21 protein-coding genes are annotated in these 25,188 nt (G+C 65.6%); 9 read left to right on the top strand and 12 right to left on the bottom strand.

The window, feature by feature from the left end:
• Window positions 1-148 precede the first annotated feature (148 nt).
• Window positions 149-1,555, top strand: a complete 1,407-nt coding sequence (locus DJ029_RS08950; RefSeq protein WP_112322092.1) for an efflux transporter outer membrane subunit — start codon at window positions 149-151, stop codon at window positions 1,553-1,555.
• A gap of 40 nt (window positions 1,556-1,595) precedes the next feature.
• On the opposite strand, the gene DJ029_RS08955 is transcribed toward DJ029_RS08950, so the two are convergent.
• The 6 genes from DJ029_RS08955 to DJ029_RS08980 all read right to left on the bottom strand — a co-directional run bounded on the left by DJ029_RS08955 (window position 1,596) and on the right by DJ029_RS08980 (window position 9,223).
• Window positions 1,596-2,774, bottom strand: a complete 1,179-nt coding sequence (locus DJ029_RS08955) for a glycosyltransferase (RefSeq protein WP_112322093.1) — start codon at window positions 2,772-2,774, stop codon at window positions 1,596-1,598.
• The gene (locus DJ029_RS08960) at window positions 2,771-4,102 is read right to left on the bottom strand and encodes a polysaccharide pyruvyl transferase family protein (protein WP_112322094.1); all 1,332 of its coding nucleotides are present in this window, start codon (window positions 4,100-4,102) and stop codon (window positions 2,771-2,773) included. The genes DJ029_RS08955 and DJ029_RS08960 overlap by 4 nt, the downstream gene beginning before the upstream one ends.
• Before the next feature lie 224 nt (window positions 4,103-4,326).
• The gene (locus DJ029_RS08965) at window positions 4,327-5,028 is read right to left on the bottom strand and encodes a sugar transferase (RefSeq protein WP_112322095.1); all 702 of its coding nucleotides are present in this window, start codon (window positions 5,026-5,028) and stop codon (window positions 4,327-4,329) included.
• 575 nt (window positions 5,029-5,603) lie between these two features.
• A complete protein-coding gene (locus DJ029_RS08970) occupies window positions 5,604-6,050 on the bottom strand; it encodes a twin-arginine translocation signal domain-containing protein (RefSeq protein ID WP_112322096.1) in 447 nt (148 codons plus the stop codon).
• 19 nt (window positions 6,051-6,069) lie between these two features.
• On the bottom strand, window positions 6,070-7,512 hold the full coding sequence (locus DJ029_RS08975; protein WP_112322097.1) for a GMC oxidoreductase: 1,443 nt from the start codon (window positions 7,510-7,512) through the stop codon (window positions 6,070-6,072).
• A 268-nt stretch (window positions 7,513-7,780) separates the two neighbouring features.
• Window positions 7,781-9,223: a GMC oxidoreductase gene (locus tag DJ029_RS08980; protein ID WP_112322098.1), complete on the bottom strand. Its 1,443-nt coding sequence runs from the start codon at window positions 9,221-9,223 to the stop codon at window positions 7,781-7,783.
• A 313-nt stretch (window positions 9,224-9,536) separates the two neighbouring features.
• Here DJ029_RS08980 and DJ029_RS08985 point away from each other — a divergent pair, with 313 nt between their 5' ends.
• From DJ029_RS08985 to DJ029_RS09010, 6 genes are all read left to right on the top strand, one after another.
• Window positions 9,537-10,439, top strand: coding sequence for a DUF707 domain-containing protein (locus DJ029_RS08985; RefSeq protein ID WP_112322099.1), 903 nt, complete (start codon window positions 9,537-9,539; stop codon window positions 10,437-10,439).
• Between the two features lie 42 nt (window positions 10,440-10,481).
• Window positions 10,482-11,906 carry a hypothetical protein gene (locus DJ029_RS08990; protein ID WP_112322100.1) on the top strand — a complete coding sequence of 475 codons (1,425 nt, stop codon included), beginning with the start codon at window positions 10,482-10,484 and terminating at the stop codon, window positions 11,904-11,906.
• A gap of 134 nt (window positions 11,907-12,040) precedes the next feature.
• Entirely contained in the window at window positions 12,041-13,441 is a 1,401-nt protein-coding gene (locus tag DJ029_RS08995) for a polysaccharide biosynthesis/export family protein (protein ID WP_157966327.1), read from the top strand.
• Window positions 13,442-13,451: 10 nt separating this feature from the next.
• Window positions 13,452-15,596 carry a GumC family protein gene (locus DJ029_RS09000; RefSeq protein ID WP_157966328.1) on the top strand — a complete coding sequence of 715 codons (2,145 nt, stop codon included), beginning with the start codon at window positions 13,452-13,454 and terminating at the stop codon, window positions 15,594-15,596.
• Between the two features lie 148 nt (window positions 15,597-15,744).
• Complete coding sequence (locus DJ029_RS09005; RefSeq protein ID WP_112322103.1) at window positions 15,745-16,971, top strand: glycosyltransferase family 4 protein; 1,227 nt, start codon at window positions 15,745-15,747, stop codon at window positions 16,969-16,971.
• A 17-nt stretch (window positions 16,972-16,988) separates the two neighbouring features.
• Complete coding sequence (locus tag DJ029_RS09010; RefSeq protein WP_198671105.1) at window positions 16,989-18,116, top strand: acyltransferase family protein; 1,128 nt, start codon at window positions 16,989-16,991, stop codon at window positions 18,114-18,116.
• A gap of 33 nt (window positions 18,117-18,149) precedes the next feature.
• On the opposite strand, the gene DJ029_RS09015 is transcribed toward DJ029_RS09010, so the two are convergent.
• The 6 genes from DJ029_RS09015 to DJ029_RS22405 all read right to left on the bottom strand — a co-directional run bounded on the left by DJ029_RS09015 (window position 18,150) and on the right by DJ029_RS22405 (window position 23,343).
• A complete protein-coding gene (locus DJ029_RS09015) occupies window positions 18,150-18,638 on the bottom strand; it encodes a GFA family protein (RefSeq protein ID WP_198671106.1) in 489 nt (162 codons plus the stop codon).
• 97 nt (window positions 18,639-18,735) lie between these two features.
• Entirely contained in the window at window positions 18,736-19,359 is a 624-nt protein-coding gene (locus tag DJ029_RS09020; RefSeq protein ID WP_112322105.1) for an ABC-type transport auxiliary lipoprotein family protein, read from the bottom strand.
• 10 nt (window positions 19,360-19,369) lie between these two features.
• Entirely contained in the window at window positions 19,370-21,109 is a 1,740-nt protein-coding gene (locus tag DJ029_RS09025; RefSeq protein ID WP_112322106.1) for an MlaD family protein, read from the bottom strand.
• A gap of 2 nt (window positions 21,110-21,111) precedes the next feature.
• The gene (locus tag DJ029_RS09030) at window positions 21,112-21,918 is read right to left on the bottom strand and encodes an ABC transporter ATP-binding protein (RefSeq protein WP_112322107.1); all 807 of its coding nucleotides are present in this window, start codon (window positions 21,916-21,918) and stop codon (window positions 21,112-21,114) included.
• Window positions 21,915-23,021, bottom strand: a complete 1,107-nt coding sequence (locus DJ029_RS09035) for an ABC transporter permease (RefSeq protein ID WP_112322530.1) — start codon at window positions 23,019-23,021, stop codon at window positions 21,915-21,917. The genes DJ029_RS09030 and DJ029_RS09035 overlap by 4 nt, the downstream gene beginning before the upstream one ends.
• Before the next feature lie 187 nt (window positions 23,022-23,208).
• Window positions 23,209-23,343 carry a hypothetical protein gene (locus tag DJ029_RS22405; protein WP_258165085.1) on the bottom strand — a complete coding sequence of 45 codons (135 nt, stop codon included), beginning with the start codon at window positions 23,341-23,343 and terminating at the stop codon, window positions 23,209-23,211.
• Between DJ029_RS22405 and DJ029_RS09040 the strand changes: the two genes are divergently transcribed.
• Together DJ029_RS09040 and DJ029_RS09045 are read left to right on the top strand one after the other, a co-directional pair.
• The gene (locus DJ029_RS09040; RefSeq protein ID WP_112322108.1) at window positions 23,342-24,241 is read left to right on the top strand and encodes a LysR family transcriptional regulator; all 900 of its coding nucleotides are present in this window, start codon (window positions 23,342-23,344) and stop codon (window positions 24,239-24,241) included. The two genes, DJ029_RS22405 and DJ029_RS09040, sit on opposite strands and share 2 nt — an antisense overlap.
• Window positions 24,242-24,290: 49 nt before the next feature.
• Complete coding sequence (locus DJ029_RS09045; protein WP_112322109.1) at window positions 24,291-25,130, top strand: putative hydro-lyase; 840 nt, start codon at window positions 24,291-24,293, stop codon at window positions 25,128-25,130.
• The last annotated feature ends 58 nt before the right edge of the window (window positions 25,131-25,188 follow it).

The following is a 25,188-nucleotide window of genomic DNA, read 5'->3' on the forward strand; positions in this document are numbered from 1 at the left end:
CAGGGACTGTTGCAAAAACCATAGCCCTCCGGCCAACCTTCTTCGCAATATTGCGCAAGGCTTGCTTTTTCGCCCGTGCCTGAGCGAACATGTAAGGTGGTGTTTATTTTATTGAAGCGGGGCAAAAACCTGCGGGGTGGAGGAACTCATGGCTCTGGCGACATTCGGACCTGGTATTCGCGCGAGTATTGCTTCCCTGTCAGCCGTGGGGCTGGTGAGTTGTAGCGGGGCTGAGCCCTACACTTCGCCGCAAATGGATCTACCCGCGTCGTTTTTGCAGTCCAGCGGCGGCAGTATTGGCCAGGTCGCCGATGTGCGCTGGTGGCAAGCGTTCAGCGACAGCCGGTTGAACAGCCTTGTGTCCCGCGGGCTGAGCCAGAACCTCGATACCAGGATCGCGGGCGAGCGGATGAGCGCCGCGGCGGCGGTCGCCCGTGGCGCGGGGATCGCGCTGGGCGGCGGGTTCAACGGTGCGGCGGGGGTGCGTGGCGGCTCCAACGCGGTTGACGAGCGTTTCGCTACCGGCACGGTGCAGGTGTCCTGGGTGCTGGACTTCTTCGGTCGGCTCAGCGGGCAGCGGGCAGTGGCCGCCGCCGACCTGGAGGCGGCGGGCTTCGGCGTTGAGCAGGCGCGGCTCGCCTTCCTGTCCGAGCTGTCCGGCGCCTACATCGATGCCCGGTTCTTCCAGAACAGCCTTGAGCTGACCCGCCGCAACCTTGCCTCGCGCCAGCGGACGGTGGACCTGACCCAGCGCCTGCTGGAAGCCGACCTCGTCACATCCGTCGATCTGACCCGGGCGCGTGGCCTTGTGGATGAAACCCGCGCCGACATTCCCGACCTGGAGGCGGGGTTCCGGATCGCCAGCCACCGGGTCGCGACCTTGCTTGGCCTGCCCGCAGGCTCGCTCGTGTCCGAGCTGGCGCGCGGCGCGCCGCAGCCCACCCCCCGCTCGATCTATCCCAGCGGCGTGCCGGCGGACCTGCTGCGCAACCGCCCCGACATCCGGGCGGCGGAGCGCAACCTCGCCGCTGCCGTGGCGCGGATCGGTATCGCGCGCGCGGATCTTTATCCCAGCATCTCGCTGACCGGCCAGATCACCGGCACCGCCCGCAGCGAGGGCGTGAACGGCTCGACCTGGGGGTTCGGCCCCATCATCAACCTGCCGATCTTCGGGCGCGAGGCGCTGACCGCCAATGTGTCCGCGCGTGAGGCGAATGCGCGCGAGGCGATGCTGGTCTGGCAGCGCACCGTGTTGCAGGGCGTCGAGGAAGTGGAAAACGCGCTGGTCGCCGTGTCGCGGGCCCGCCAGTCGGTGGCCGCCCAGCGGCGTGCCGTAGCCACGCTGGAAGAGGCGTTGCAACTGTCCCAGGACGCATTCTCCAGCGGAGAGCGGTCTGTGCTGGACGTTCTGGACGCCGAGCGCCGTGTCGGGGATGCGCGCCTGCGCTATGCCGCCGCGCTTCGCCAGCAGGCGATCAGCTTCGTGGCGCTGAATGTCGCGATCGGCGCCGGGCGCGGGCTTGCCGCACAAAGCGCTGCGGCGGACGCCTCCTGACGCCAAGGCCGTCGAATGGCTTGAGAAACGCGCGCCTCGGTCAGGCCGGATAGCCACCGGCCCGGCCCTGGGCAGCCGCAGCCTCGATCGCGGCAAGGCGGGCTTTCGGGTCCAGCGGGATCACGTCCTTTTCCAGCGCGTCGTCGATGAAGCGGCGCATCTTTTCCAGGAAGACGGACCTGTCGAAACCCAGTGCGCGGGCGCGGATGCGGGATGGGCTGAAGCTGTCCTCGATCCGCTCGAACCGATGGATCGCCTGTTTCAGCGCGGCGTCGGTCTGTTCGTCAAACAGCACGCCGGTTTCCCCGTCGATCACGGTTTCGGCGGCGCCGCCGCGTCCAAACGCGATGACGGGCCGCCCGCAGGACATTACTTCCACCGGGACGATGCCGAAATCCTCTTCGCCGGGGAAGACAAGGGCGCGGCAGGTCTGGAAATGCTTTCGCAACACCTCGAACGGCTGTCGGCCGAGCAGGGTGACGGTGGGGCCGGCGATCTTCCTCAGCTCGGCCATCTGTTCGCCCTCACCGATCACGACCAGGGGTTTGCCGAGGTCGTTGAACACGCGAACGGCCATGTCGGCGCGCTTGTAGCCGACCAGCTGGCTGGCGAAAAGATACGCGTCCCCCAGCTCATGGGCCGGGGCGGGCACGAAGTCGCCGGTTTCCACGGGCGGATGAATGACGGTCGAGGGGCGGCGGAAGTACTTCTCGATCCGCTTGCCGACCCAGGCGGAGTTCGCCACGAAATGATCCACCCGCGCCGCCGTGGTCACGTCCCACACCCGCAGCGGGGGCGCGAGAACGGGCATCGCCATGCGGCTGAGGAAGCCCGCGTTGTCGCGATACTCGTGATACTTGTCCCAGATGTATCGCAGCGGTGAATGGCAGTAGCAGATATGCACGGCATCGGGGCGCACGATCACACCCTTGGCCGGGCCCGCCTCGCTGGAGATCACCAGGTCGTAATTGCTCAGGTCGAACTGCTCCAGCGCATAGGGCATCAGGGGCAGAAGCGATTTGTAGGCCTTCAGCGCGAAGGGCAGCTTTTGCAGGAAGGACGTGTGGATCCTGTGACGCCGAAGCGTTTCCGAGATCCGCGCCGGGTCGCAGACAAGCGTGTAGATATCGGCGTCTGGATAAAGCTCACACAGGGCCTCGAGTACCTTTTCGCCCCCGCGCATCCCGGTCAGCCAGTAGTGGACGAGCGCGACTTTCATGGCGTTGCCTCCTGCAGGGGGTGCGCCTGCGTGGGTTTGTGGTCCTTGATCGATCGCGCCAGGGTCAGCAGCGCGTCCTGTGCGCTGGCGATCAGTCGTTCCCGGTGTCGGGGGTCGAGGCCGCTGCGCGCGGCGTATTCCGCCGTTCGGGCGATCTCGCTGGCGGGGTGCGTGTCGGGGTTGAACAGGAACTCCGGCCGCGCGGTCAGCTTGAAGAAGCCTTCGAGCTTCGGGTCCCAGGCCAGCCCGACGCAGGGCTTACCCATCGCATAGGCCAGGATGTTGGCGTGCAGCCGGTGCGCGATCACCACCGAGGCGGGGCGCAGGTTCTCTACCAGGTCCGCCGGGCGGACGGGCCGTGGCGCGCGGGACAGCAGCCCCTCGGCAATGGGGGCGTGGGCCGCCGGGTTCTGGAACAGCGCGTCGATCTGGTCCTCGTCCTCGCGCGCGCCGTTGGAAAAAAGGGTCACGGCATGGCCGCGCGCGGTCAGCAGGCGCGCGAGTTCCAGCGTCAGCTGCGGCGCAGCGGCGCCGTGGCTGCCGTGGTAGGACAGCACCCGCGGATGGGTGACGCCCAGAAGCACGCGGTCCGCCCGTGGCGCGGGGGGCGTCTGGAACCCGATCACCGGATCCGGCGCGAGGTCCGCCCGTTCAAGCGCCGTGCCCCTGAAATGCGCTGCCCAGTTCTGCCGGGACGCCGCGTCGCGCACGGTGACCTGCCCGATCCGGCACTCAAGAAGGCGGCCGAACAGCGCACGCCCCCGCGCCGACCAGTCTGCCGAGACGCCAACGGCGTGGATCGAAACGGGCGTCCGTTCCTGCCGGGCGATGTCGAGGACGGCGCCGACTTTGAGCGGGAAGTTGAGATCCCCGTCCTGGAACAGTTGCCCGCCCCCGATAACCACGTGTTCGGCGGCGGAAATCGCCTCCCGCCATGTGGGGATGAGCGTGTTGATCCGGGGCTGAAGCTTGAACTCCACCACCTTCCGGCGCAGGGGCGGGGGCATGGAACGGAGCACCGCAAGCGCCAGGCTGCGGTTGCGCAGGGTCGGGGCGCCGAAGTCGTCCCGCCCGGCCAGGTCCAGGGGCGTGACGTGAAGTCCCGCTTCCGCCAGACCGGCCTCCATCGCCTCGGCGATCAGCCCGTCGCCTAGGTTTTCACTGTATTTGACGTTGAAGACGGCAACCCTAGATGCTGGGCCGATAGCGGCGAGACGGGGGTGCCTGGCGGTATCCGTCAGGCCCGCCCGCGCCGCCCGGGCAGTCCCGGGCACGAGGTGCGGCGGTTGGATTTCCGCCGATTTGTCGGTGCAGAAAGGGTCACCCATTGTACAAAGTTTCGCCGTATTGTAGTCATACCGTAACTAGTGCAAATACAGGAGTAGATACCTGAAATGTACATCGAGCCAGAGCAGCAAAAGACCTACGAAATGGTTTCGGAACGTCCTGCCAATCCGAAAGCAAATGGCCGTAGGCTTGTTGTCCTGGGGTGTATAAGCTTCTGGGTCATGGTCATCATCTACGCGTTACTCTAAGTTTTCAGGGATCTGACTTAGCAAGCGCCGCGACCATTCAGCACGATCGACACTGTTTTCAGGATAATCGACATATCTGTAAGCAGGCTCATCGAATTCACATATTGCACATCAAGGCTGACGCGCTCCCGATAACTGGTATCGGAGCGGCCGCTCACTTGCCAAAGTCCCGTCACACCCGGCTTTACTGAGTTATAGGTACTGAAGTCGGTTGAATACTTCGGCACCTCGTCCTCGACGATGGGGCGCGGCCCTACGACGCTCATCTGGCCGAACAGCACGTTGAAGAACTGCGGCAGCTCATCCAGGCTGGTGGTCCTCAGGAAGCGGCCGACGCGCGTGATGCGCGGGTCGTTGCGCAGCTTCTGCTGGGCCCGCCATTCAATGCGTGCTTCAGGGGATTCCGCCAACAGGCTGTCCAGACGCTCCTGCGCGTTGACGACCATGGTGCGGAACTTGAGGCAAGGAAACTTCCGGCCGCCCTGTCCGATCCGTTCCTGAATAAAAAACACCGGCCCACGGTCATGGGCGAAGATAAGAATTGCAACGACGATCATGAACGGCGCGAAGAAGACAATCGCCAGCAACGCGAAACAGAAATCGAGCAGTGATTTCAGCGCGTAACCGCCAGTGTTTCTACTATGCACATCAAGGCCGCGATTGGTACGGGATTCAAAGTCCGCACAGTCCCTCAGGCCGTCAATGTTGGAGTCACTCATAACAATACACCCAAAACAGGAAAGCACCAACTTGCCAACTATGTCAAAGAATCGACTTGATTCCTACTGATTTCTTAAGAGTTTTCCGTTATCAATATGTTGTATTCAAATTCAAAAAACTGATAGTGCCCGATTCGGAATATCACGATTCGACCGGGGTGATGTTTACTATAGCAGGTCAAATTCGCTCGCTATGACAATTGTCAATTAACCTAATCTTAACAAACGACTTTCTTCAGCCTTTTCAAGCTGCGGCGGTCACGTCGGTTTCCGGCTGCGTGGAAGGGGGGCGAGGAATTGGCATTTATAAATATACATATCTAAATAATTGAAAGTAATGATTATCACGGAAATTAAGTAAAACTTGGCTCCGGCGTTAGAACTAAGGGTGGTGAGAGGCCCGGGAATCACCCCCTGCCTGCGGCCGAGAATTGTGGCGTTCCTGCCATTTTCCGGGCCCGACTGCGCCGGGGTGAAGTGCCGGGGCGCAGTGACTTGTCATAGCGTCACCCAAGGCGATTCCTGTCGCGGCCGAAACGGGGATTGCCGCCGCCCGCCAGCGCGGGAAATGCCGGTCAGGCGAACTCCGCGAACGGGTTGCGCCCGCAAGGATTGATCCCGAAATAGGCCACCGGTTTCGTGGTATCCCGCGTTTCGTCGAAGAAGTCGGTGCCGATCAGGAACGTCGATACGGTGGTGCGGCGGAAATTCTCGTACTTCTCGTTGCCGTCGAGGACGGTTTCGGTCAGGGGCATGCCGATCCCCCGGGCCATCTTGCTGATCTTTTCGATGTTCCCGCGGCGCTGGACCTGGACTTTGTCGTAGTAGGACGCGGCGAATTCCTCGATCGCGCCTGGCTCGAACTCCACGTAGGGCACGCTGCGGCGGATCATGGCGACGATGAAGTCCTTCGGGTCGTCGGTCAGCATCCAGGCCGCGCCGCCCGTGGCGGCGACGCCGACGGCGGCGGTGCCGGCCAGGAACTGGCGGCGCGACGGTCTGGGAAGGCGGCGTCTGCTCATCGGTACGGCTCCTTTTTACTCACATGGTCCGCCCGAGCCGCAGGGACATCGCGGCGCAGGTCAGGCTGGGGTTCGCCCAGCTGGTTGTCGGGAATACGGATGTGCCCACGACGACGAGGTTGCGCACCCGGTGATGCACCTGGCCCGGATCGACGACGGAGGTCGCCTTGTCCGTGCCCATCCGCAGCGAGCCCTGAAGGTGATCCGTCGTCGGTTCGATCCGGCGGAACTGCACGTCCTCGATGGGCAGCGCGGCGAAAACCTCGGGCACCTTGTCGATCGCGCGTTGCAGCCCCTGCATCGCGTAGTCCGAGAACCCGGCGTGCACGACTTTCGGCAGATCGCCCCCGGTATCCACGACGGCGTTATCCGCCAGCAACTCGTCCTCTACGGTTATCGCCACGGGCAGCACCTCGCGGAAGCGGTTGGGCGGCTCAAGGCGCAGGCCGCTCCACTGGAAGGAGTTCTCGCTCCAGTAGAGGTTCGCGCCGCCCTCGGCGCGGTGGGGCCCGTCGACGTATCGCAGGTCGACCGCGGTGGTCGAGGTGCCGCCGTCGAAATGCTCCAGCCCGTCGAGGAAGATTTCCACCAGCGCGAGCATCTTCTCACCGATATAGGCGCCGGGCGCGCCGTCGGTGATGCCGGATTGTTGCAGGATGAAGGGTGCGTGAATGCCGTTCGCGCCGAGGACGACCAGCTCTGCCGGGACGGTGTAGCTCCGGCCCCCGCTTTCGAAAACGACGGCCTTTGCGGTGTCGCCTGCCGCATCGATGTAGCGGACCCGCGCGCCGGTGCAGATCTGCACGGCGGGGTTGTCGAAGACGAAGGTCATGTTGTCGATGCCGTAGAACTTCGCCTTCGTCGGGCACAGGCTGCAACTACCGTTCGAGCAGCAGGCGGACCGGCCCTCAACCGCCTCCGACAGCTTGGCGCAGGGGGCGGAGAAGAAGACGTCCGGGCTGGCCGCCTTCAGCAGCCTGTCAGGGGCGCTCATCCTGTGGGGCTTCTGGGGGTAGTTCCCGGCGCCGGGAAACATCTTGCCCATGTCGTCGGGGCCTGAGATCAGCATGATCCGCTCGGCCCAGTCGTAATCCTCCATCAGGTCGTCATAGCTGATCGGCCAGTCCATCCCGCGCCCGTAAAGCGACTTCAGGCGGAAGTCGTTCGGGTGCATCCGGGGCGTCATCCCCGACCAGCAATTCGTGCCGCCGCCCAGGCCGATGGTGAAGTTCCACGACTTGGGGCTTTCGTTGGTGAAGGTGGTCAGCGGCGGGATGTCGGAATTCTGGAATTGCTCCAACTGCCAGTCGGTGGTGTTGTGCCGACCCCATTCGAGCATCAGAACCTTCTTGTCCGGGTGGCGTTGCAGGTAGCTGTGCAGGAAGAACAGCGCGCCGAATCCGGACCCCACGACGACGAGATCCCATGGCCCGGCGGTTTGGTCTGGCTGGATGAATTGCACGACGCAGCCCCTTGTTCAGCCGGACGGCGGGCGTCCGGTTCACTTGTTACATCGGCCCTGCGGCGGATATGGCCGCCGCCCGAACCCTGATAAACGCACTACTCCCGTCGCCGCTTGATCTTAGACAAACGGCGACGATTCTTTAATTCCCTTGCCGCAAGCGGCGCAGGGGAGGGCGCGCGGGAATTATCCCAATGCTCCCATCCCGTTGGCCGCCGATGCGGCGCGGCGGCGGCAGCTGGCGGCGCGACATATTCCAGTTCGCGCATCAGACCAGCGCCCCCACGCGCAGTGACATGGCCGACGCCGTCAGGCTGGGGTTCGCCCAGCCTGTCGTAGGAAAGACGGAGGTGCCGACGAGCAGCAGGTTGCGCACCGCGTGGTGCATCTGGTTGGCGTCACAGACCGAGGTGTCGGGATCGTTCCCCATCCTGAGCGAGCCCTGGATATGCCCGATCGTGGGCATGACGCGGCGCAGGTGCACGGATTCGACCGGCAGCGCGCTGAAGATCTCGGGCAGCCGCGCCAGCGCGCGGTCCAGCCCTTTGCGGGCGTAGGGGCTGGGCCCGGCGTGCCGGATGATCGGCAGGTCGCCGCCATCGTCCACGACGGCGTTTTCTTCCTGCAGGATATCCTCGACATAGATGGCAAGGGGCAACGTCTCGCGAAAGCGTCCGGGGGCGTCCAGCCGCAGGCCGGTCCAGTTGAACGAGTTCTCGGTCAGGTACAGCGTCGCGCCGGACTCTGCCCTGTGCGGCCCGTCGATATCGCTCAGGTCGAACGCCGGGGTGACTGTCCCTCCGTCGAAATGCTTCAGCCCGTCGAGGTGGATTTCCGCCAGCGCCAGAAGCTTTTCGCCGAGGTAGGCGCCCGGCTTGCCCTCGTGAATGCCGGATTGCAGCAGGATGAAGGCGGAGTGGATGCCGTTCGCCCCCAGCACGATCAGGTCGCCATCCGCCTGGTATTCGCGGCCGTCGCTTTCAAAGATCACCGATCTGATCGTGTCGCCCTGCCGGTCCAGCCGGCGCACCCGCGCGCCGGTGCAGATCTTCAGCGTGTCATGGGTCCAGATCCCCGCGAAATTGTCGATCCCGTAGAACTTCGCCTTGGACGGGCACAGGTTGCACGTTCCGTTCGAGCAACAGGTGCCGCCCTGTTCGGTCGGGCGCGAGTTCTTGGCCTGCGGAACGGCGAAGATGGTGTCCGGGCTGGCATCCTTCAGCATCCGGTCGGCGGTGCTCAGGTGGTGCGGCGGCTGCGGGTAGCGGCCAGCGCCGGGCAGCTTCTTCCCGATATCGCTCGGCCCGGCAAGGCGCAGCGTCTGCTCCGCCTCCGCGTAGTGGGGCATCAGCTCATCCACCGAAATCGGCCAGTCTACGCCCACGCCATAGGTCGACCTCAGGCGGAAGTCGTTGGGGTGGCAGCGCGGGGACAGGCCCCACCAGCAGTTGGTGCCGCCGCCGAGGCCGATGGTGAAGTCGAACTCCTTCCCGCTTTCCAGCCGCATGGTGCTTTGCGGGGGGATGTCCGAGTTCACGCCGTGTTCAAGCTGCCAGTCCACGGAATTGTGATGACCCCATTCCAGCATCAGGATCCGCGCGGTCGGTTTGCGCCTCAGGTAGGCCTGGAGCAGGAAAAGGCTGCCAAATCCCGAACCGATGACGATCAGGTCCCAGGGGCCGCGCGTCTCGGATGGGCTGACAAAATTCATGGTTACTCCACAAAATGGCGGGTTTCAGGTATGATTAACAATGCATTGACGACTCAACGCTTGGACCATGAGTCCGGAAACCCGGATGAACTCTGCATGATTCGGGGGCGTTTGAGAAACTAAAACTGGCAGCTCGGCCTACTCGTGTCCAAGGTATTTTGGTGTGTCTGTGTAAACAGTCACCACAAGGGGTGGGTGTATCTAATAATTTCTAGATGAGTATGTGGCTCAAAGCATTCAAATCATGCGATATCTTCGCTTGTTGATGTGGGTGTAGATCCAATGCATAGTGAGTCTTCATTTTGTGTGAGTAATGATGATGATGGAGTCTAGAAGTCACCTTGTCGTCGCGCGGGTGGGCGCCAAGTCCCTGCATCGGGAATGGCTGACCGGAACCGGGCCGCGGCTGTGGGATCTGCAGCTCAGCCAATACGACGATCACCCCGGTTTCGAGCATGACGGCGACCTGCCGCTGTCAAAGGACAAGGGCACCAAGTGGGACAGCATCAGCCGCCTGTTCGAGGCCAACCCCGGGCTGCTGGACCGCTACCGCTACATCATGCTGATGGATGACGACGTGCGGCTCAACCTCGATGACATGAACCGGTTTCTGAACATCGTGGACGCGCATGACCTGGCCGTGGCGCAGCCCGCGCTGCATCCGGACAGCTATTTCTGCTACCCGATCCTGCTGCGCTGCGCGGGGTTGCGGCTGCGCTACAGCAATTTCGTGGAAGGCATGGCCCCTGCGCTGCGCTCGGATCACCTGCGCTACGTCCTCGACTGGATGAAGACCTATCACAGCGGCTGGGGAATCGACCGTTTGTGGGCCGTTTACATGAAGGACCCGAGCTTTCGCGCCGCGATCGTGGACGAGGTGCAGATGCTTCACACCCGGCCCCATGGCACCGGCGCGGTGTACGAGAGCTTCCACCAGAAAAGCGTCGATCCGCGCAGCGACATGGCGAAGCTGTTGTCGTCCTATGAAAACACGCCTGACCGGATGCTGGTCTATGGCGCGGTGACCCGTGGCGGGCGCGCGCTGAACGGCGCGACCGCCCGGCTCTGGAACGGGACCAACCTGATCGCGAACGCCTGGCGCTACCGCAGCAAGAGATACGTGTTGCGCACCGGCGCGGGGATGCTGGTCCGCTCCGTCACCGAGGCGGGATACCGCCCGAAACCCATCCTGACGACATCGGATATCGCGGTGTAGCCGAAGGCCCGGCCGCAACCGGAAAACGGAGAAAGTGGCGACGTGATACAGCCTATCGGCCTGGTTTTCCTGACTTTGGGTTTGTTCAGCCTTTACCGGCGTCCGGAGTTCGCCGTTGGCCTGATGCTGATCGCCACGGCCTTCGGAACCGCGTCGATGGTCAACGCCGGGGGCTCGTCCATCCTCGTGGTGTATGCCGCGGTCATCATCCTGACGTTCCGGATCGCGCTCTGGGCGGGGGTGATGGCGCTGCTTCGTCCGCTGATGCGCACGGGGGCGGGGGTGACGCTGCTGATGCTGTTCGTCTTCGCCGTGCTGTCGGGGTATTTCATGCCGCGCCTGTTTTCCGGCGTGACCAACACCGTTTCCATAACCGAGGCGTCGAACGGGCTGAAAGTTATCCAGTTCCTGCCGCTGGTGCCGAGCGGGACGAACATCACGCAGACCATCTACCTTACGCTGGGCGTCACCGCCTTCTGCTCGATGGTTGCCTTTCTGCGCCGGACACAGAATTTCGACTTCGTCATCAAGGTGTTCTGTATCGTCGCGGCGGTTCAGATCCTGGCGAGCCTGCTGGACCTGCTGACCTTCTACAGCTCCAGCGCCGCGCTGCTCGGGCCCGTCAGGAACGCCAACTACGCCTATCTCTGCGCGCTGGAAAAGGGCGGGCTGAAGCGCATGTGCGGCTTCATGAGCGAGGCTTCGGCCTATGCCAGCTACACGCTGGTCATCTTCGCGGTGCTCATCAACCTGTGGATCGACCGGGTGCGCCCGGCGATCACCGGGCCGCTGGCGGCGGGATTGTTCGTGGGGCTGGTCATCTCGACCTCGGGGTCGGGCTATGTCGGGCTTGCGATGCTGCTGGGGTTGCTGGTCACGGGCCGGTGCCTGCACTTCTTCGGGTCGCTGCCGTTCCGGCGCTTCGCCGAACTGGCCCTTGCCCTGTTCTTCGCGGGGTGCATCGTGATCTTCGCGCTGGCCCTGCTGCCGTCCCTTGGCGAAACGCTGTCGGCGTTCCTGGAGGAAACCGTCTTCGGCAAGCTCGACAGCGCCTCGGGGCGGGAACGCACGCTGTGGAACCAGACCGCGATCCAGAACTTCTTCGACACCAACATGATGGGCGCGGGGCTGGGATCGACCCGGGGGTCGAGCATCGCCGTCGTGCTTCTGTCCCAGGTCGGCATTCCGGGAACGATCCTGTTCGTGCTGCACATATCGCTGCTGATGTTGTCACGGCTGGAGCCCGCGCTGACCCACAACGCGCGCGCGCTGGTCACCGCGGTGCGCTGGGCGATCGTGGCGCATCTGATCGTCGCGATCCTGGCCAAGGGCGATTTCGTGTTTCCGATGCTGTTCTACGCGCTGTGCGGCATTGTCGTGGCGGGCTTGCGCCCGTTCGGCGCGCGCGCGCAGGCAAGGTCCGCGGCGGCGGACCGGCGCCGCAACCAGGCGGCGCAGGCGATATGAGGGGGCAAGTGGCGCATCATATTTGTTTTTTGCGAACGCGGGGCCGTCTGATATCCTTTGCAGCAAGGGGCAGCAGGCATGGCCTACCGGCGCGGCGACGGATGTTCAAACCGGCGGAAGGGAACGTGTTTGCCATGGCCATGAGGCTATTGAATACCGCGCGTGCAGCGGTGGCGGCTGTCGCTGTCGCCCCCCTGGCCGGGCCCGGCGCGGTGCGCCTTTGCGCGATGCTTGTCATCCTTGTCGCCGCCCTTGGCGTGGGGCGTGGCGCTGCCCAGGACGCAGGGTACCGACTGATGGTGAACGACCGCATCCAGTTGCAGGTCGTGGAGTGGCGCGCCGAAATCGGAACGCCCCAGACGTGGGAAGCGCTGTCCCGCGCCTACACCGTCGATACCTCGGGGCGCATCTCGGTTCCCCTGGTGGGGGAGATCGCGGCCGCCGGCCTGACCACGCAGGAACTGGGCGACACGGTGGCCACGCGCCTGCAAAAGGTGGTGGGGCTGGTCGATCCGCCCGGAACCTCTGTCGAGGTGGTCGCCTACAACCCGGTCATCGTGACCGGCGCGGTGCTGGTCGCGGGGGCGCATCCCTACAGCCCCGGCATGACCGTTTCCAAGGCCTATGCGCTGGCCGGTGGCGCGCCGCGCGCCGCCGAGGGGGAGATCAGGGCCTCCACCGTCACGGCGGGCGCGATCGCCCGCGCGCAGGAAACCCTGGCCCGCCAGCTTGCCCGCGAGGCGCGCCTGATCGCCGAGCGTGACGGCAGCGACACCATCGACTTCCCCAACCTGCTGGGGCATCCGGGCGGTATCGCTGCCGAGGTGCAGATCAAGGACACGGAAATCGCCGTCTTCGAGTCCCGCCGCGCCCGCTTGCAGCGGGAAGTCGGCGGGGTCGAGGACCTGCACCGCCTTTACGCCGCCGAGGAGGAGTCGCTGCTGAAGAAGCGGATCTCACTCGATACCATCATCGCGCTGACGGAAACCCGGCTGGGTCAGCTTGAGGACCTGTCCGAAAGCGGTCTCGTGCGCGGCCAGCAGCTTCTGGATTCCCAGCGGGCCATGGGGGATTTGAGGACGCAGTCGCTGAACATCGACCTCGCGCTGTTCCGGGCCCGCGCGCAGCTGAGCACGGTCAGCCGCGAGCGGATCGCCATCGAGGCGAACCGAAGTGCTGAGATCGAGGAACTGCTGGCGCAGACCCGCACCGAGATCACCGCCCAGCGGCGTGAGTTGGAAACCAACCGCAACGTCCTCGCGACCTATGCCGACGATGTGCAGGTGCAGGCCGCGCTGGGCGCGAACACCGACCTGCGCTTCGAGTTGCAGCAACAGGGCGAAACCCGCGCGCGGACTGTCGCGCCCACGGCGCGCATGATGCCCGGCGACGTGCTGACCGTGCTGCGCGTCGCCCCCCGCGGCACCCCGGAAGAGGCCGCGACAGGCCAGCGCGACAGCCCGCGTTACCTGCCGAGCGAGCCGAGCAATGACGCAACCTTCCCGACCCCCCCGTTGACGGGTCGCAACCTGTGAGGCGCTTGATTTGCTGATTCAGAAGGGCATGGAAGAAACGGGACGCCGGCCCCCGGGGCCGGCGGACGAGGGCGAGTACCTCACCATCGGCGATGTGGCCCGCTTCGTTCTGCGCAACCTGCTCTTGATCATCCTGTGCACGATCCTCTTCGGCGGGCTGGCGCTGTATTACGCCCGCTCCTCGCCCGAGCAGTTCACCGCCCGCGCGACGATCCTGATCGATCGCGACCAGACCCAGATCGCGGCGGTCAGCTCGAACACAATCACGCTGGCGACCGCGCCGGTGGACGACGACCTGCAACTGATCCTCTCGGACGAGGTGCTGCTGCCGGTGGTCGAACGGCTCGACCTGCTGTCGGACCCGGATTTCGATCCGCAACGCTCCCTGACATCGCGGATCAAGGCCCTTGTCCTGTCCCGCCCGCCGATGCAGGCGCTGAACCCCGAGCAGGACATGAACGTCACCATGGCGATCCTGCGCGGAAAGCTGACGGTGCGCCGGGTGGGCCAGTCGAACGTGCTGCATGTGTTCACCCGCTCGCAGGACCCGGTGAAATCGGCCGACATCACCAACGCCGTCGCCAACAGCTTCATCGAGCAGGAGATGGAGGCGAAGGCCACCGCCGCGCGGCGCGGCTCGGCCTGGCTTTCCAACCGGCTGGAGGAGGTGCGCGTCATCGCCAACAGGGCGGCGATCAACCTTGCGGACTTCAAGTCGCGCAACGAACTGGTGGATTTCGGCGATGGGCGGTTCCTGAACGAACAGCAGCTTGTGCAGATCAACGATCAGCTGATGGGCGCGCGTGCCACGCTGCGCGGGCTGGATGCGCGGCTGTCCACGCTGGAGTCCGCACTGAACAACGGGCTCGACCCGAACAGGCTGCCGGAAATTCCGAACAATCCGCTGGTGCTGAACCTGCGCCAGCAGATAGTGGCCCAGCAGGCGCTGCTGCGCGACCTGTCCAGCCGCTTTGGCGAAGATGCCGTCGTCACCAGAAGCGCCACGCAGGAACTCGACGCTCTGTTCCAGCAGCTGCGCGGAGAGGTGGAGCGTTCCTCCCAGACGCTGCGGGCCGAATACGACGCCGCCAAGATCACCGAGGAAAGCCTCGCGGCTGAGCTTGAGCGGATCATCCGAGAACAGCGCGACAAGCGCGACGCAAGGGTGGAGTTCCAGGAACTCGAAAGCCAGAGCCGGGCGTACCGGGTGATGTATGAAACCCTGCTTCAGCAGTACATGCGCAGCGTTCAGCTTGAATCCTTCCCCGTGACCGACGCGCGGATCGTGTCCCGCGCCTCGGTTCCCCTGTCAAAGAGCCATCCGAGGACGTCGCTCATCGTTCTCGGGGGGATGACCTTCGGGGTTCTGCTCGGCCTTGCCGGCGGCTTGATCCGCCTGCTGTTCAAGCAACGGATCGAGCGGCCATCGCAGGTTGCGCGCAAGACGGGGCTGCCGTGCATGGGCCAGATTCCGCGCCGGCGCGTGATGGGGTTCAAGACGCGAAAGACGCTTCAGCTCGGGGATGACCGGAACTCGAAATACGCGCTCGCTCTGCGCGAACTCTGGTCCTCGCTGAAGGCGACGGTGCAGCAAAGCCTGCCGAAGGGGCGCAACCAGCCGCTGGTGCTCGGCTTCACCGCCTTCGATCTGGGCGATGCGGCCAACACGGTGACGGCTGACCTGTGCCAGGTCGTCGCGGCGCGGGGCGACCGAGTCCTCTACATCAGCGCGCGCCCGGTGGAGCCGATCCCGGGGCTCGACTTCGAGCAGGAGTACGATTGGGTGGAGGACCTGAACTTCGACGCCGCGACCCTGCCCGCCGGGTCCGGCGAGGTGGTCGTGGTCGCGCCTGCCCAGTCCCAGGCCCCCGCCGCGACGCGCGGGCTCACGTCGCTGTCCCGGATCGCCGAGCTGGAAAGGCTGATCCTGCACGGTCGCCAGGAGTTTTCGACCATCATCGTGGACTTGCCGCAGATCGGCGCGGCCCCGGAACTGCGCGAGCTTCAGCAACTGCTCGACGGGCTGTTCGTGATCGTGCGCTACGGCAAGACCGATATGGCGGACCTTGTCGCCGCCGCGGAATCCACCGAGCCGGGGGCGCCGGTGCTGTCGGGCTACGTCATCGCCCAGGCGCGCCGGGCCCGGCGGGGATGACCCGCCCGGCCCCATTCGCGCCGGCACCGTCCACACTGGCCCCGCCGTCATTGCGAAGGAGAGTAACCCATGCATAGCGCACCCGCCGCCGGAACCGGACACCGACAGGCGCCAAGCCTGGCGCGGGTCCGGGGGCAGGGCTAGCGGCATGGTCAAGCAAGCCGACAGGGTTGTCCTTCTGAACGACTTCTCGGTTGCGCGCGGCGGGGCCACGACCCTTGCCCTGTCGCTGGCCGGACGGCTGGCGCGCCGGGGCGTGCCCGTCACCTATTTCACCGGCGACACCCCCGAGGGGCCGGTGGCCGAGGGCGTCGAAACCGTCGCCATCGGCAGCGACGCGCTGTTGAAGCGCGGCCCCGTCAGGGCGGCCGCGACCGGGCTTCACAACCGCCATTCCGCGGCCCGCCTGCGCGCCTGGATCGCCGCCCATGACACGCCGGGGACGGTCTATCACGTGCATGGCTGGTCGCAGATCCTGTCGCCCTCGATCTTCGGGGCGCTGGGTCCGGTTCGGGCGCGGGTGGTGATCCACGCGCATGACTACTTCCTGGCCTGCCCGAACGGCGTCTACTACGACTTCCGCTCCGGCGAGAATTGCGACCGCACACCGCTGAGCGCGGGGTGTATCGCGCGCAATTGCGACAAGCGTTCCTACGGGCACAAGCTGTTCCGTGTTGCGCGGGGCACCTCGCTGGCCGTCAATATCGGGAAGTTGCAGGACCGGCCCCAGATCATCGTGCTGCATGAAAAGATGCGCCCGCTGCTGGCCCGCGCCGGGTACGATGGCGCGGTTCACACCGTCAGCAACCCGGCCACGCCGTTCACCGCGCAGCCCGTCGATGCGGCCCGCAACCGGGTGTTTTTCTACGTGGGCCAGCTGCTGAGCTACAAGGGCATCCTCGAATTCGCGACGGCGGTGGAGCGTTCGGGCGTCCGCGCCGAGATCCTCGGAACCGGGGAGGAGGCCGACAAGCTTCCCGCCCTGTGCCCCAGCGCGCGGCTGCACGGCTGGACCTCCCGTGCCGACCTCGGGCGGATCCTGACCCGCGCGCGGGCGATCGTGGTGCCCTCCCGGGGGATGGAATCCTATGGCATGGTGGTGGCGGAGGCGGTGACCAGCGGCATCCCGGTCATCATCTCGGACGCGATGAACCTGGCCGGGGAAGTGACGAGCCGCGGCATGGGCGTGGCGTTCCGCGCCGGGGACGCGGCGGACCTGGCGCAGACCCTCGTCCGGGTCGCGGGCGACGATGCGTTGGTGCGGGACATGAGCACCGCCGCGGCGGCGCGCGGCTGGGAAATCACCCACACGCCGGAGGCCTGGGTGGACGGGATCTGCGCCATCTACGCCCACGCGCTGGAGGAAGCCGCATGAAACGGGAAGGACGCACCATGGCACAGCCGGTTCGACCCCGCGCGGACCCCGCGTCCGAGGCGGCGCGGCTCAGGCAGGTGGACAGCCTGCGCGCGATCGCCATCCTCGCGGTTGTCGTCTATCACTATGCGATCTTCTGGACACCGGCGGGCAACGGCGATCCGCTGTTGCCCTACGGCGAAGCGCTCGCCTGGATTCCCCTGGCGGGGGAAGGGCACCAGGGTGTCTATCTGTTCTTCATCGTGTCGGGCTTCGTCATCACCCTCAGCCTGCGGCGGGCAAAGTCACTGGGCGAATTCGCCGTCCTGCGCGGCATCCGGCTATGGCCGACGCTGATCCTCTGCGGCTCGCTGACCTTCGCGGCGACCACGATCTTCGGGCCCGATACGCTGCGCGTGTCGGTCACGGAATACCTTGTCAGCCTGACCTTCGTGCCGCCCGCGCATGTCGGCAAGTTGATGGGCGTATCCGGCTACACATGGCTCGACGGGGCCTACTGGACGCTCTGGACCGAGGTGCGCTTCTATGTCCTTGCGGGGTTGATGTTCTTCCTGTCCGGCGGTCGGTTCCTGACCTGCTGGGCGGTCTTTTTCGCCCTGTCGACCTGGGTCGGACTGCTTGCGCTGGCCGGGGTGCCGCTGGCGGACCCGTTCGCGCGGCTGATCTTCGCGGAACATCAGCCCTATTTCACCATCGGCATCGCGCTGGCCGCCTTGCGCCAGGGCGAGGACGGAGGTCTCGTGCGCGCGATGTATGTGCTGGGGATCGTGGTGGCCATCGGTTACGGCGTGCTGGGGCCGGGGCTGGCGCCGCATGTGCCGGGGCTCGACTATCTGATCGTCAGCCTGCTGGTGTTCGGGCTTGGAACCCTCGGCACGCTGTCCACGCGGCGGCTTCCGGTTCTGTCCTGGGGCGGCGCGGTGCTGGTGGGGCAGGCGTCCTACGCCTATTACCTTCTACACCAGAACTTCGGCCTGGCCATGCTGTCCGCCCTTGGCGTGCGTGGAGTGGCGGGCATGATCGTGGTGCAGGCCCTGGTCCTCGGGGTGTCCATCGCGCTGACGCTTTACCTTGAAGCGCCGCTCAGGCGCGCGCTGCGCCGCCAGGTGCGCGGCTTTCCGGCGCCGGTCAGGGCGGGGGAATAGTGGCGGCCCCTTCTGGCCGGTCCCGGCTGGCGGTCAATCCCCGCCGATGATCCGGGGCGCGTCGAATACCCGGGGAGTTTCAGCCGTGCCGTCGTTCCGGGTTGCGTGTTCGGTGAAGGTGTTCACATGCGGCGGGATAACCGTGCCCCTTTGCGCGACGCCGAGGAATATGTGCTTGGTCGTCTTGGGCTCCAGGTCGAACCAGTTCGGGTCGTCGAAGGTTCCCGCGTAGATCCCGGCGACATCCGGGAAACGCTCGAACGTCAGGAACAGCTTCGTGCCGCAGGTGTCGCAGAAATGAACATGCACCTGCTTCCCGCTGCCTTTCGAAACATGGGTGTAGGTCCTGGGCGTGCCCCCGGTCAGCGAAAGATCCGAAAGGGCGAACATCGGCTCGACCAGGTAGGCGCTTCCCGTGGCGCGCTGGCAGAACCTGCAGTGGCATATGGTGGTGCGTATCGGCGGATTGGCGACTTCATAGCGCAAGCGCCCGCAAAGACATCCGCCCTGATTGCCGTTCATCGCCGCCACCCCCGAGCCCGTTGCGCCATGCCTTCGGCTTTCCACTAGCGCAGAAGCGGCGGGCTTTATCAACGCCCGCTTCGGGGCGGGGAGGGGGCTAGGACGCCGCCCCGCTGTTTCGCAGGACCCAGGGCATGACGTCGCCCAGCAAGCGGCCCGCGGCGCGGTCGAACGCCTCGACGATCGGGCCGGGGTCTGAGGAGGCGGCTGCTTCGGTGACCTCGAAGGTGCGGGTGGCGATCACCTGTGCATCCTGTTCGCGCACCAGCCGGACCATCAGGCGGACGCGAATCGTGACGTCATCGCCGTCGCCCGTCGACTCGGCCTGGAAATCGGTCAGCTCGCTCAGAACCGCGTAATCGCCCGAGGTCCCCACCGGCCGCCGCCCGACGGAGCCGAGCGCCCCGGTGGCCGAAAGCCCGCGCAGCATCTGCGTTTGCAGCATCACCGGAGCCGGGTCCGACCAGCGCACCCCGGGCAGGTATTGCGCCTGCAAAGGCGCGGGGCGGATCATGATCCGCTCGGTCGCCAGCGCCCCGCTGGCGGAGGGTTCCTCGACGATCAGCTCGATATTGCGCCGCGTCGCGGCGGGCTGGATAGCCGGGGTGCTGATTTCATAGATCTCCAGCGGCTGGGACGCCGAGTTCAGCGAGGAAATCGCCGAACACCCGGGCACGGCCAGGATCATCAGCAGGGCGGCGGGCAGGGCTCTCAGGCGCATGGGATACTCCTCATCGGCGGTACTCGGGGGCGCGCGGGTCAAGGAAGAACCGGCTCGGGTCGCGGCGGATCTGCTCGGTCAGGGCGTCGAGGTTTTCGATCAGCGCGCGCGTCTCGACCGCCAGGCGGCCGTATTGCGGCAGCGCCGTCGCCGCGAAGTCGCGGAACGCTGGCGCGCTGCCGTCGACGGCGCTTTCGATCTGCGCGAAGGCGGATTCGGCCGAGCGGCTTGCGGCGCGCAACTCCTCGGTCACGCCGGGGATATCCGCCGCCACCGCGCCGATGGCGGCCTCTAGCTCATCGAGCGTGCTGCTCAGGCGTCCGGTGATGTCGGCGACATCCTCGTCGATGACGCGCTGCGCGCCGGTGAACGCGCCTTCGGCGGCCTGAAGCGCGCGGTCCCCGGTTTCCAGCGCGCCGTTGATCGCGGTCAGAGTCTCGTTCGCGTTGGCGAATGTGGTGCGCGCGGTTTCCAGCGTGTCGCCTGCGGTCGCGACCAGCCCGTCGATCCGGGCCGACGCAGAGGACAGGTCGTTGCCCACCTCCTCGAACATCCGGGAGGCGGAATCGGCGGCGGCGCGCACATCGCTGACGATGGCGGGCAGGTCGATGTCGGCGGTCTCTCCGACTTTGCGGATGACCGAGGTCGCCTCCTGCGTGGCGACGCGCAACTCGGCGATCAGCGGGTTCGCGCCATCAACGATCAGCCCGTCCAGGCGTTGCGCGGCGGTATCCACGCTGCCAAGGGTCTGGTCGAGCCGCGCGATCAACTCATTCGTCGCGGTGATCGTTTCGCGTGCTTCGTTCAGCCGGGCCGAGGCGATCTGCCCCGTCTGGTCGTAGGTCGCCATCAGTGCATCCGCGGTATCACCGAGTGCCGAGATGCGCGCCTCGATTTCGGAGATGGAGCTGCGAAGCTGGTCCGTGGCGGGGCCAAGATCCTCGTTGATATAGCGCTCAGCCGCGGCGATGGGGCCCTGCGCCCGTGTCAGCGTGTCAGAGCCCCGCGCCACCAGGCCCTGCGCGTCTTTGGCCAGGTCATCGACCGAAGCGAGCGTCGTTTCCGCCGCGCTCAGCACCCCGGACACATCGGTGGTCAGGGAATCCAGCGTGGTGTTGAACCGGCCGATTTCGTCGGCGAAGTCCGATACCGTCTGGCTGACGTTTGAAAAGTCGTCCAGCGCATCGGCGAAAGCGACGGAGGAGCGTTCCACGTTTTCCAGGATGTTCTGGACCCGCTGCTGGTTCTCGCCCCCGATCAGGGTGCGAATGTCGCGCACCACCTGAAGGGTTTCGGACAGGATCTGCGGCGCTTCCTGGGACAGCGACTGAAGCACCGAGCGGCCGGGCTCGATCATCGGGATCCCCCGCTCGGTCGCCTCTTGCAGAAGGGGGGCGTCCGGGGTGCCGGCGGTGATCCCGACGAAGGAAACCCCGGTCACGCCCTGGGATTCGATGGTGGCGATACTGTCCGTGCGCACCGGCGTTTCGGAGCCCACCTCAAGGCGGACACGCACGGTGCCATCCTCGGTCGGGGACAGGCGCACATCGACCACCCGCCCGACGGGAAGGCCCGCGAAGCGGACATCGGACGCATCGCTCAGCCCCGAGACGGTGGGAAAATCCACGTCGTAGTAGGCGAACTGGCGATCCAGTTCGATCCGCGCGAACCAAAGGAAGAAGGCAAGGATGCCGAAGAATCCGGCCAGGGCGAAGGCGCCGATCAGAACGAAATTTGCGCGCGTTTCCATCGTTACTCTTCCTTAGCCCCGGTAGCGCCCGCAGATGCGTCCATCGCCGCGCGGGCGCGCGGGCCGTGGAAATATTCATGCACCCAGGGATGTTTGACCGAAAGCATATCCTGCAAATCTCCTGTCACCAGAACCTTGCGCTCGGCAAGGACCGCGATCCTGTCGCATATCGCGTAAAGCGTATCCAGGTCATGCGTGACCAGGAAGACCGTCAACCCGAGCGAGCGGCTGAGCGTGCGGATCAGCGTATCGAAGGCGGCGGCCCCGATCGGGTCGAGCCCCGCCGTCGGCTCGTCCAGAAACACGATCTCGGGATCGAGGGCAAGCGCCCTGGCCAGTCCCGCGCGCTTGCGCATTCCGCCCGACAATTCCGAGGGGTACTTGTCGCCCGCAAGATACGGCAGCCCCACGAGCGAGATCTTCAGGTCCGCAAGCTCGCGCCGGATCTCGGGGCTCAGTTCGTGGATGGCGCGCATCGGAACCTCGACGTTCTCTCGCACCGTAAGGGACGAAAACAGCGCCCCGTCCTGGAACATCACGCCCCAGCGCTCGTCCAGGGTGGCGCGCGCCTCCTCGGTGCCGTGCAGGACATCGACGGAAAACACCTCGATCGAGCCGGCGGCGGGCTTTTGCAGGCCGGTGATGGAGCGCAGAAGAACCGATTTTCCGGTGCCCGAGCCGCCGACGATGCCGATGATCTCGCCCCGGTAGACGTCAAGGTCCAGGTCCTCGTGCACCACGTGGGTGCCGAACTGGTTGCGCAGCCCGCGCACGCGGATGACCACTTCGCGCTGGTCGTTGTCCGTCATATCCCGAGCTCGGCAAAGAAGATGGAAAAGAAGGCGTCCACGACGATCACCGCGAAAATGGCCGTCACAACGGCGTTGGAGGTCATCCGCCCCAGCGATTCCGCCGTGCCCCTGACCTGCATGCCCGCGTGACAGCCCACGACGCCGATAACCAGCGCGAAGACCGGCGCCTTGATCAGCCCGACGAAGACATGGGAAATGTCCGTCCCTTCGATCAGGCGGATGCGGAACATGGAGGGCGAGATGCCAAGCTCCAACCAGGACATCAGCGCGCCGCCGAGCAGGCCGGAGACGTTGGCGATCAGCCCCAGGATCGGCAGCATCAGCAGCAGCGCCAGGATGCGCGGCAGGAAAAGCACCATCGCCGGGTCCAGGCCCAGCGTGCGCATCGCGTCGATTTCCTCGCGCATCTTCATCGACCCGATCGCCGCCGTGAAGGCCGAGGCGGTGCGCCCCGCGACGATGATCGCGGTCAGCAGGATGCCAAGCTCACGCAGGACTGAAATCGCGATCAGGTCCACGACGAAGACCTCTGCCCCGAACTGGCGCAACTGCGCCGAGCCCTGGAAGGCCAGCACCACCCCGATCAGGAACGCCATCAGCGCGACGATGGGCACGGCGCGAAAGCCCACGTCCTCGGAATGCGCCACGAGCGAGGTCAACGGGAACTTGCGCGGGTTAACAAGGATCCGCCCGAGGCTCGAGAAGAACATGCCAAGGTAGCCCGTCAACTCCAGCGCGAAGCTGACCCCTTTCACCACCGCGCGCCCGGTTGCTTCAAGGAAGGCCCTGAGGTCCATCCTTTGCCGTGGCGGGGTTTCCGGCTTCGGCATCGCGTCGCGCACGCTTTTCAGCACCTGCAGGGCGTTGTCGCTGGCGTTCGCGACATGCAGCGCGCCGCCCGCCGCGCTCAGCCGTTGCTCGAACGTCGACAGAGCCCAGGCCCCGGCGGTATCGATATGGCTGACAGCGCCGAGGTCGGCGGTCACCTGGCCCGTCCCCGCGATGCTTGAGAGTTGCTGGTGCAGCCGGGTCACATCGTGCACCGTCAGCGCCCCCGAAAGGCTGAGCTGCCCCCCGTCCCCGGTCGCATCGAACTGCATCTGAAACCCATTCTCCGCCACGGGGCGCGTCTCCAGTCTCTCGGCACCAATGTCCTGGGCGCGCATGGCCCGAAATCCGCAAGATTACACGTTCGCCGCCCCGAAGGAAGCAACGCGCAACCGGCGCTTTGTGCTGCTACCCCAGAATGACCGCGCGCGGAAGGTTTTTCCATGGGCTTCCAGATATTTACCCCGGCTTGCGCCCTACGCCCGCGTCGCCGGGGCGGGCGAGGTGTTCCTGCGGCAGGCGCAGCGCGGCATGGGCGTTCGGCGCACGGATGGCCTGTTGTCCCGGCCCAAAGAAGTGCAAGGATCGGCCCATGGCGCGACTCAACCTCGAACATCTGTCCACCTTCCTTGCCGTCGTCCGTCTTGGCGGCGTGCGCAAGGCGGCCGTCGGGCTGAACCTGACCCAGCCCGCGATCACCGCCCGGATCAAGAACCTGGAGGACGCGCTGTCCTGCACCCTGTTCGACCGCGCCGGCGGGCGGATGCGCCTGACCAAGCGCGGGGAGTTGCTGCTCGCCCATGCGGAGAAGGTCGAGCACCTGGCCCAGCGGGTCGAGCGGGACGTCATGGACCCCGAGGGGATCGAGGGGCACCTGCGCCTCGGCGTGTCCGAAACCATCGCGCAATGCTGGCTGCCCGAGTTGATCAGCCGCCTGCACCGCGAATACCCGAAGCTTCAGATCGAGCTGAACGTCGATATCTCGGTAAACCTGCGCGCTGCGCTGTTGAACCGGGAAATCGACCTGGCGATCCTGCTCGGGCCGATCTCGGAGTTTTCGGTGGACAACACGCCGCTGCCCGCGTTCGGGCTGGCGTGGTATGCCGCCGCCAATGCCGCCCCCGAGGTGACGGGCGCGGACTACCTGTCCCGCCCGGTTCTGACCTATGCGCGCAACACGCGGCCCTTCCGGGAGCTGAAGGAGCTGTTGCTGGATCGCGTCGGCCCGGATTTCCTGCTGTTCCCCTCTTCCTCGTTGTCCGCCTGTTTCCGCCTGGTCGAAGAGGATATCGGCGTCGCCGTCCTGCCCCGCATCCTGGGACAGGACCTGGTGCGCGCCGGGCGCATCCGCGAGTTCGACCCGGGCTGGGTGCCCTCCCCGCTGCTGTTCACCGCGTCCTACCTGGGCGAGCCGCGCAGCCAGATGGTGCAGACCAGCGCCGCGATCGCGCGCGAAGTCGCCGAAGGATACATGGCTGATAAAAATAATTGATCGAGTCAGAGAGAAATAATCGATTTGACCTTATTGTCTGAAGCAAGCGATGCTTGTGCCCACAGGGGGACTTGCTTTGGACACCAGCTATTCATCACTCAAGGCCAGCGATCTTGGCACGGTGCGCGCCGCCATCCGCGCGGGCGCCTACCAGTCCCACACGGCGGGGCTGGGGGCCGGGTACCTGCAAGCCAACCTCGCCATCATGCCAGAGGCGTTCGCCCTGGATTTCATGCGTTACTGCCAGCGCAATCCCAAGCCCTGCCCGCTGGTCGGCGTCTCGGACACCGGCAATCCGCTGATGTTCACGCTCGGGCGTGACATCGACATCCGCACCGATGTGCCGGCGTACAACATCTATCGTGACGGTCGGCTCAGCGGCGCGCAGGCCGATATTACGGACCTGTGGACCGATGACCTGGTCGCCTTCGCGCTGGGCTGTTCCTTCACCTTCGAGCGGGCGCTGGAAGAGGCGGGCGTTCCCGTCTGGCATATCCAGAACAATACCACCGTGCCGATGTTCCGCTCCAACATAGATACCGTGCCCGCGGGGCCGTTTTCGGGTAAGATGGTCGTGTCCATGCGCGCGATCCCCGAAACCCGCGTTGACGAGGTGACCGGGATCTCGGCCCGCTACCCGCAGGCGCACGGCGCGCCGGTGCATGTGGGCGATCCCGCCGGGCTGGGAATCGAGGATATCGCAAGGCCCGAGTGGGGCGACCCTGCCCCGGTCGGGGCGGGCGAGGTGCCTGTGTTCTGGGCCTGCGGGGTCACCCCGCAAGTGGCGATCGAGGCGGCGCGCCTGCCGCTGTGCATCACCCACAAGCCCGGCCACATGCTGATCGCGGACGTCCCCGAGGACGCGGAGACGACCATCATAGCCCAATAGACGGCCCAATAGACGGCAAAGCCCGTCATCCAAACACGACCCGAAACAAAAACCGAAA

The sequence above is a fragment of the Oceanibium sediminis genome (assembly GCF_003265325.1).
GTDB classification, from domain to species: domain Bacteria; phylum Pseudomonadota; class Alphaproteobacteria; order Rhodobacterales; family Rhodobacteraceae; genus Halovulum; species Halovulum sediminis.

Excerpts from the sequence above, each read along its gene's own strand:
- DJ029_RS08950 (WP_112322092.1), top strand. The coding sequence starts at position 149 with ATGGCTCTGGCGACATTCGGACCTGGTATTCGCGCGAGTATTGCTTCC.
- DJ029_RS08955 (WP_112322093.1), bottom strand. The coding sequence starts at position 2,774 with ATGAAAGTCGCGCTCGTCCACTACTGGCTGACCGGGATGCGCGGGGGC.
- DJ029_RS08960 (WP_112322094.1), bottom strand. The coding sequence starts at position 4,102 with ATGGGTGACCCTTTCTGCACCGACAAATCGGCGGAAATCCAACCGCCG.
- DJ029_RS08965 (WP_112322095.1), bottom strand. The coding sequence starts at position 5,028 with ATGAGTGACTCCAACATTGACGGCCTGAGGGACTGTGCGGACTTTGAA.
- DJ029_RS08970 (WP_112322096.1), bottom strand. The coding sequence starts at position 6,050 with ATGAGCAGACGCCGCCTTCCCAGACCGTCGCGCCGCCAGTTCCTGGCC.
- DJ029_RS08980 (WP_112322098.1), bottom strand. The coding sequence starts at position 9,223 with ATGAATTTTGTCAGCCCATCCGAGACGCGCGGCCCCTGGGACCTGATC.
- DJ029_RS08985 (WP_112322099.1), top strand. The coding sequence starts at position 9,537 with ATGATGATGATGGAGTCTAGAAGTCACCTTGTCGTCGCGCGGGTGGGC.
- DJ029_RS08995 (WP_157966327.1), top strand. The coding sequence starts at position 12,041 with ATGGCCATGAGGCTATTGAATACCGCGCGTGCAGCGGTGGCGGCTGTC.
- DJ029_RS09005 (WP_112322103.1), top strand. The coding sequence starts at position 15,745 with ATGGTCAAGCAAGCCGACAGGGTTGTCCTTCTGAACGACTTCTCGGTT.
- DJ029_RS09010 (WP_198671105.1), top strand. The coding sequence starts at position 16,989 with ATGGCACAGCCGGTTCGACCCCGCGCGGACCCCGCGTCCGAGGCGGCG.
- DJ029_RS09015 (WP_198671106.1), bottom strand. The coding sequence starts at position 18,638 with ATGAACGGCAATCAGGGCGGATGTCTTTGCGGGCGCTTGCGCTATGAA.
- DJ029_RS09020 (WP_112322105.1), bottom strand. The coding sequence starts at position 19,359 with ATGCGCCTGAGAGCCCTGCCCGCCGCCCTGCTGATGATCCTGGCCGTG.
- DJ029_RS09025 (WP_112322106.1), bottom strand. The coding sequence starts at position 21,109 with ATGGAAACGCGCGCAAATTTCGTTCTGATCGGCGCCTTCGCCCTGGCC.
- DJ029_RS09030 (WP_112322107.1), bottom strand. The coding sequence starts at position 21,918 with ATGACGGACAACGACCAGCGCGAAGTGGTCATCCGCGTGCGCGGGCTG.
- DJ029_RS09035 (WP_112322530.1), bottom strand. The coding sequence starts at position 23,021 with ATGCAGTTCGATGCGACCGGGGACGGGGGGCAGCTCAGCCTTTCGGGG.
- DJ029_RS09040 (WP_112322108.1), top strand. The coding sequence starts at position 23,342 with ATGGCGCGACTCAACCTCGAACATCTGTCCACCTTCCTTGCCGTCGTC.
- DJ029_RS22405 (WP_258165085.1), bottom strand. The coding sequence starts at position 23,343 with ATGGGCCGATCCTTGCACTTCTTTGGGCCGGGACAACAGGCCATCCGT.
- DJ029_RS09045 (WP_112322109.1), top strand. The coding sequence starts at position 24,291 with ATGCTTGTGCCCACAGGGGGACTTGCTTTGGACACCAGCTATTCATCA.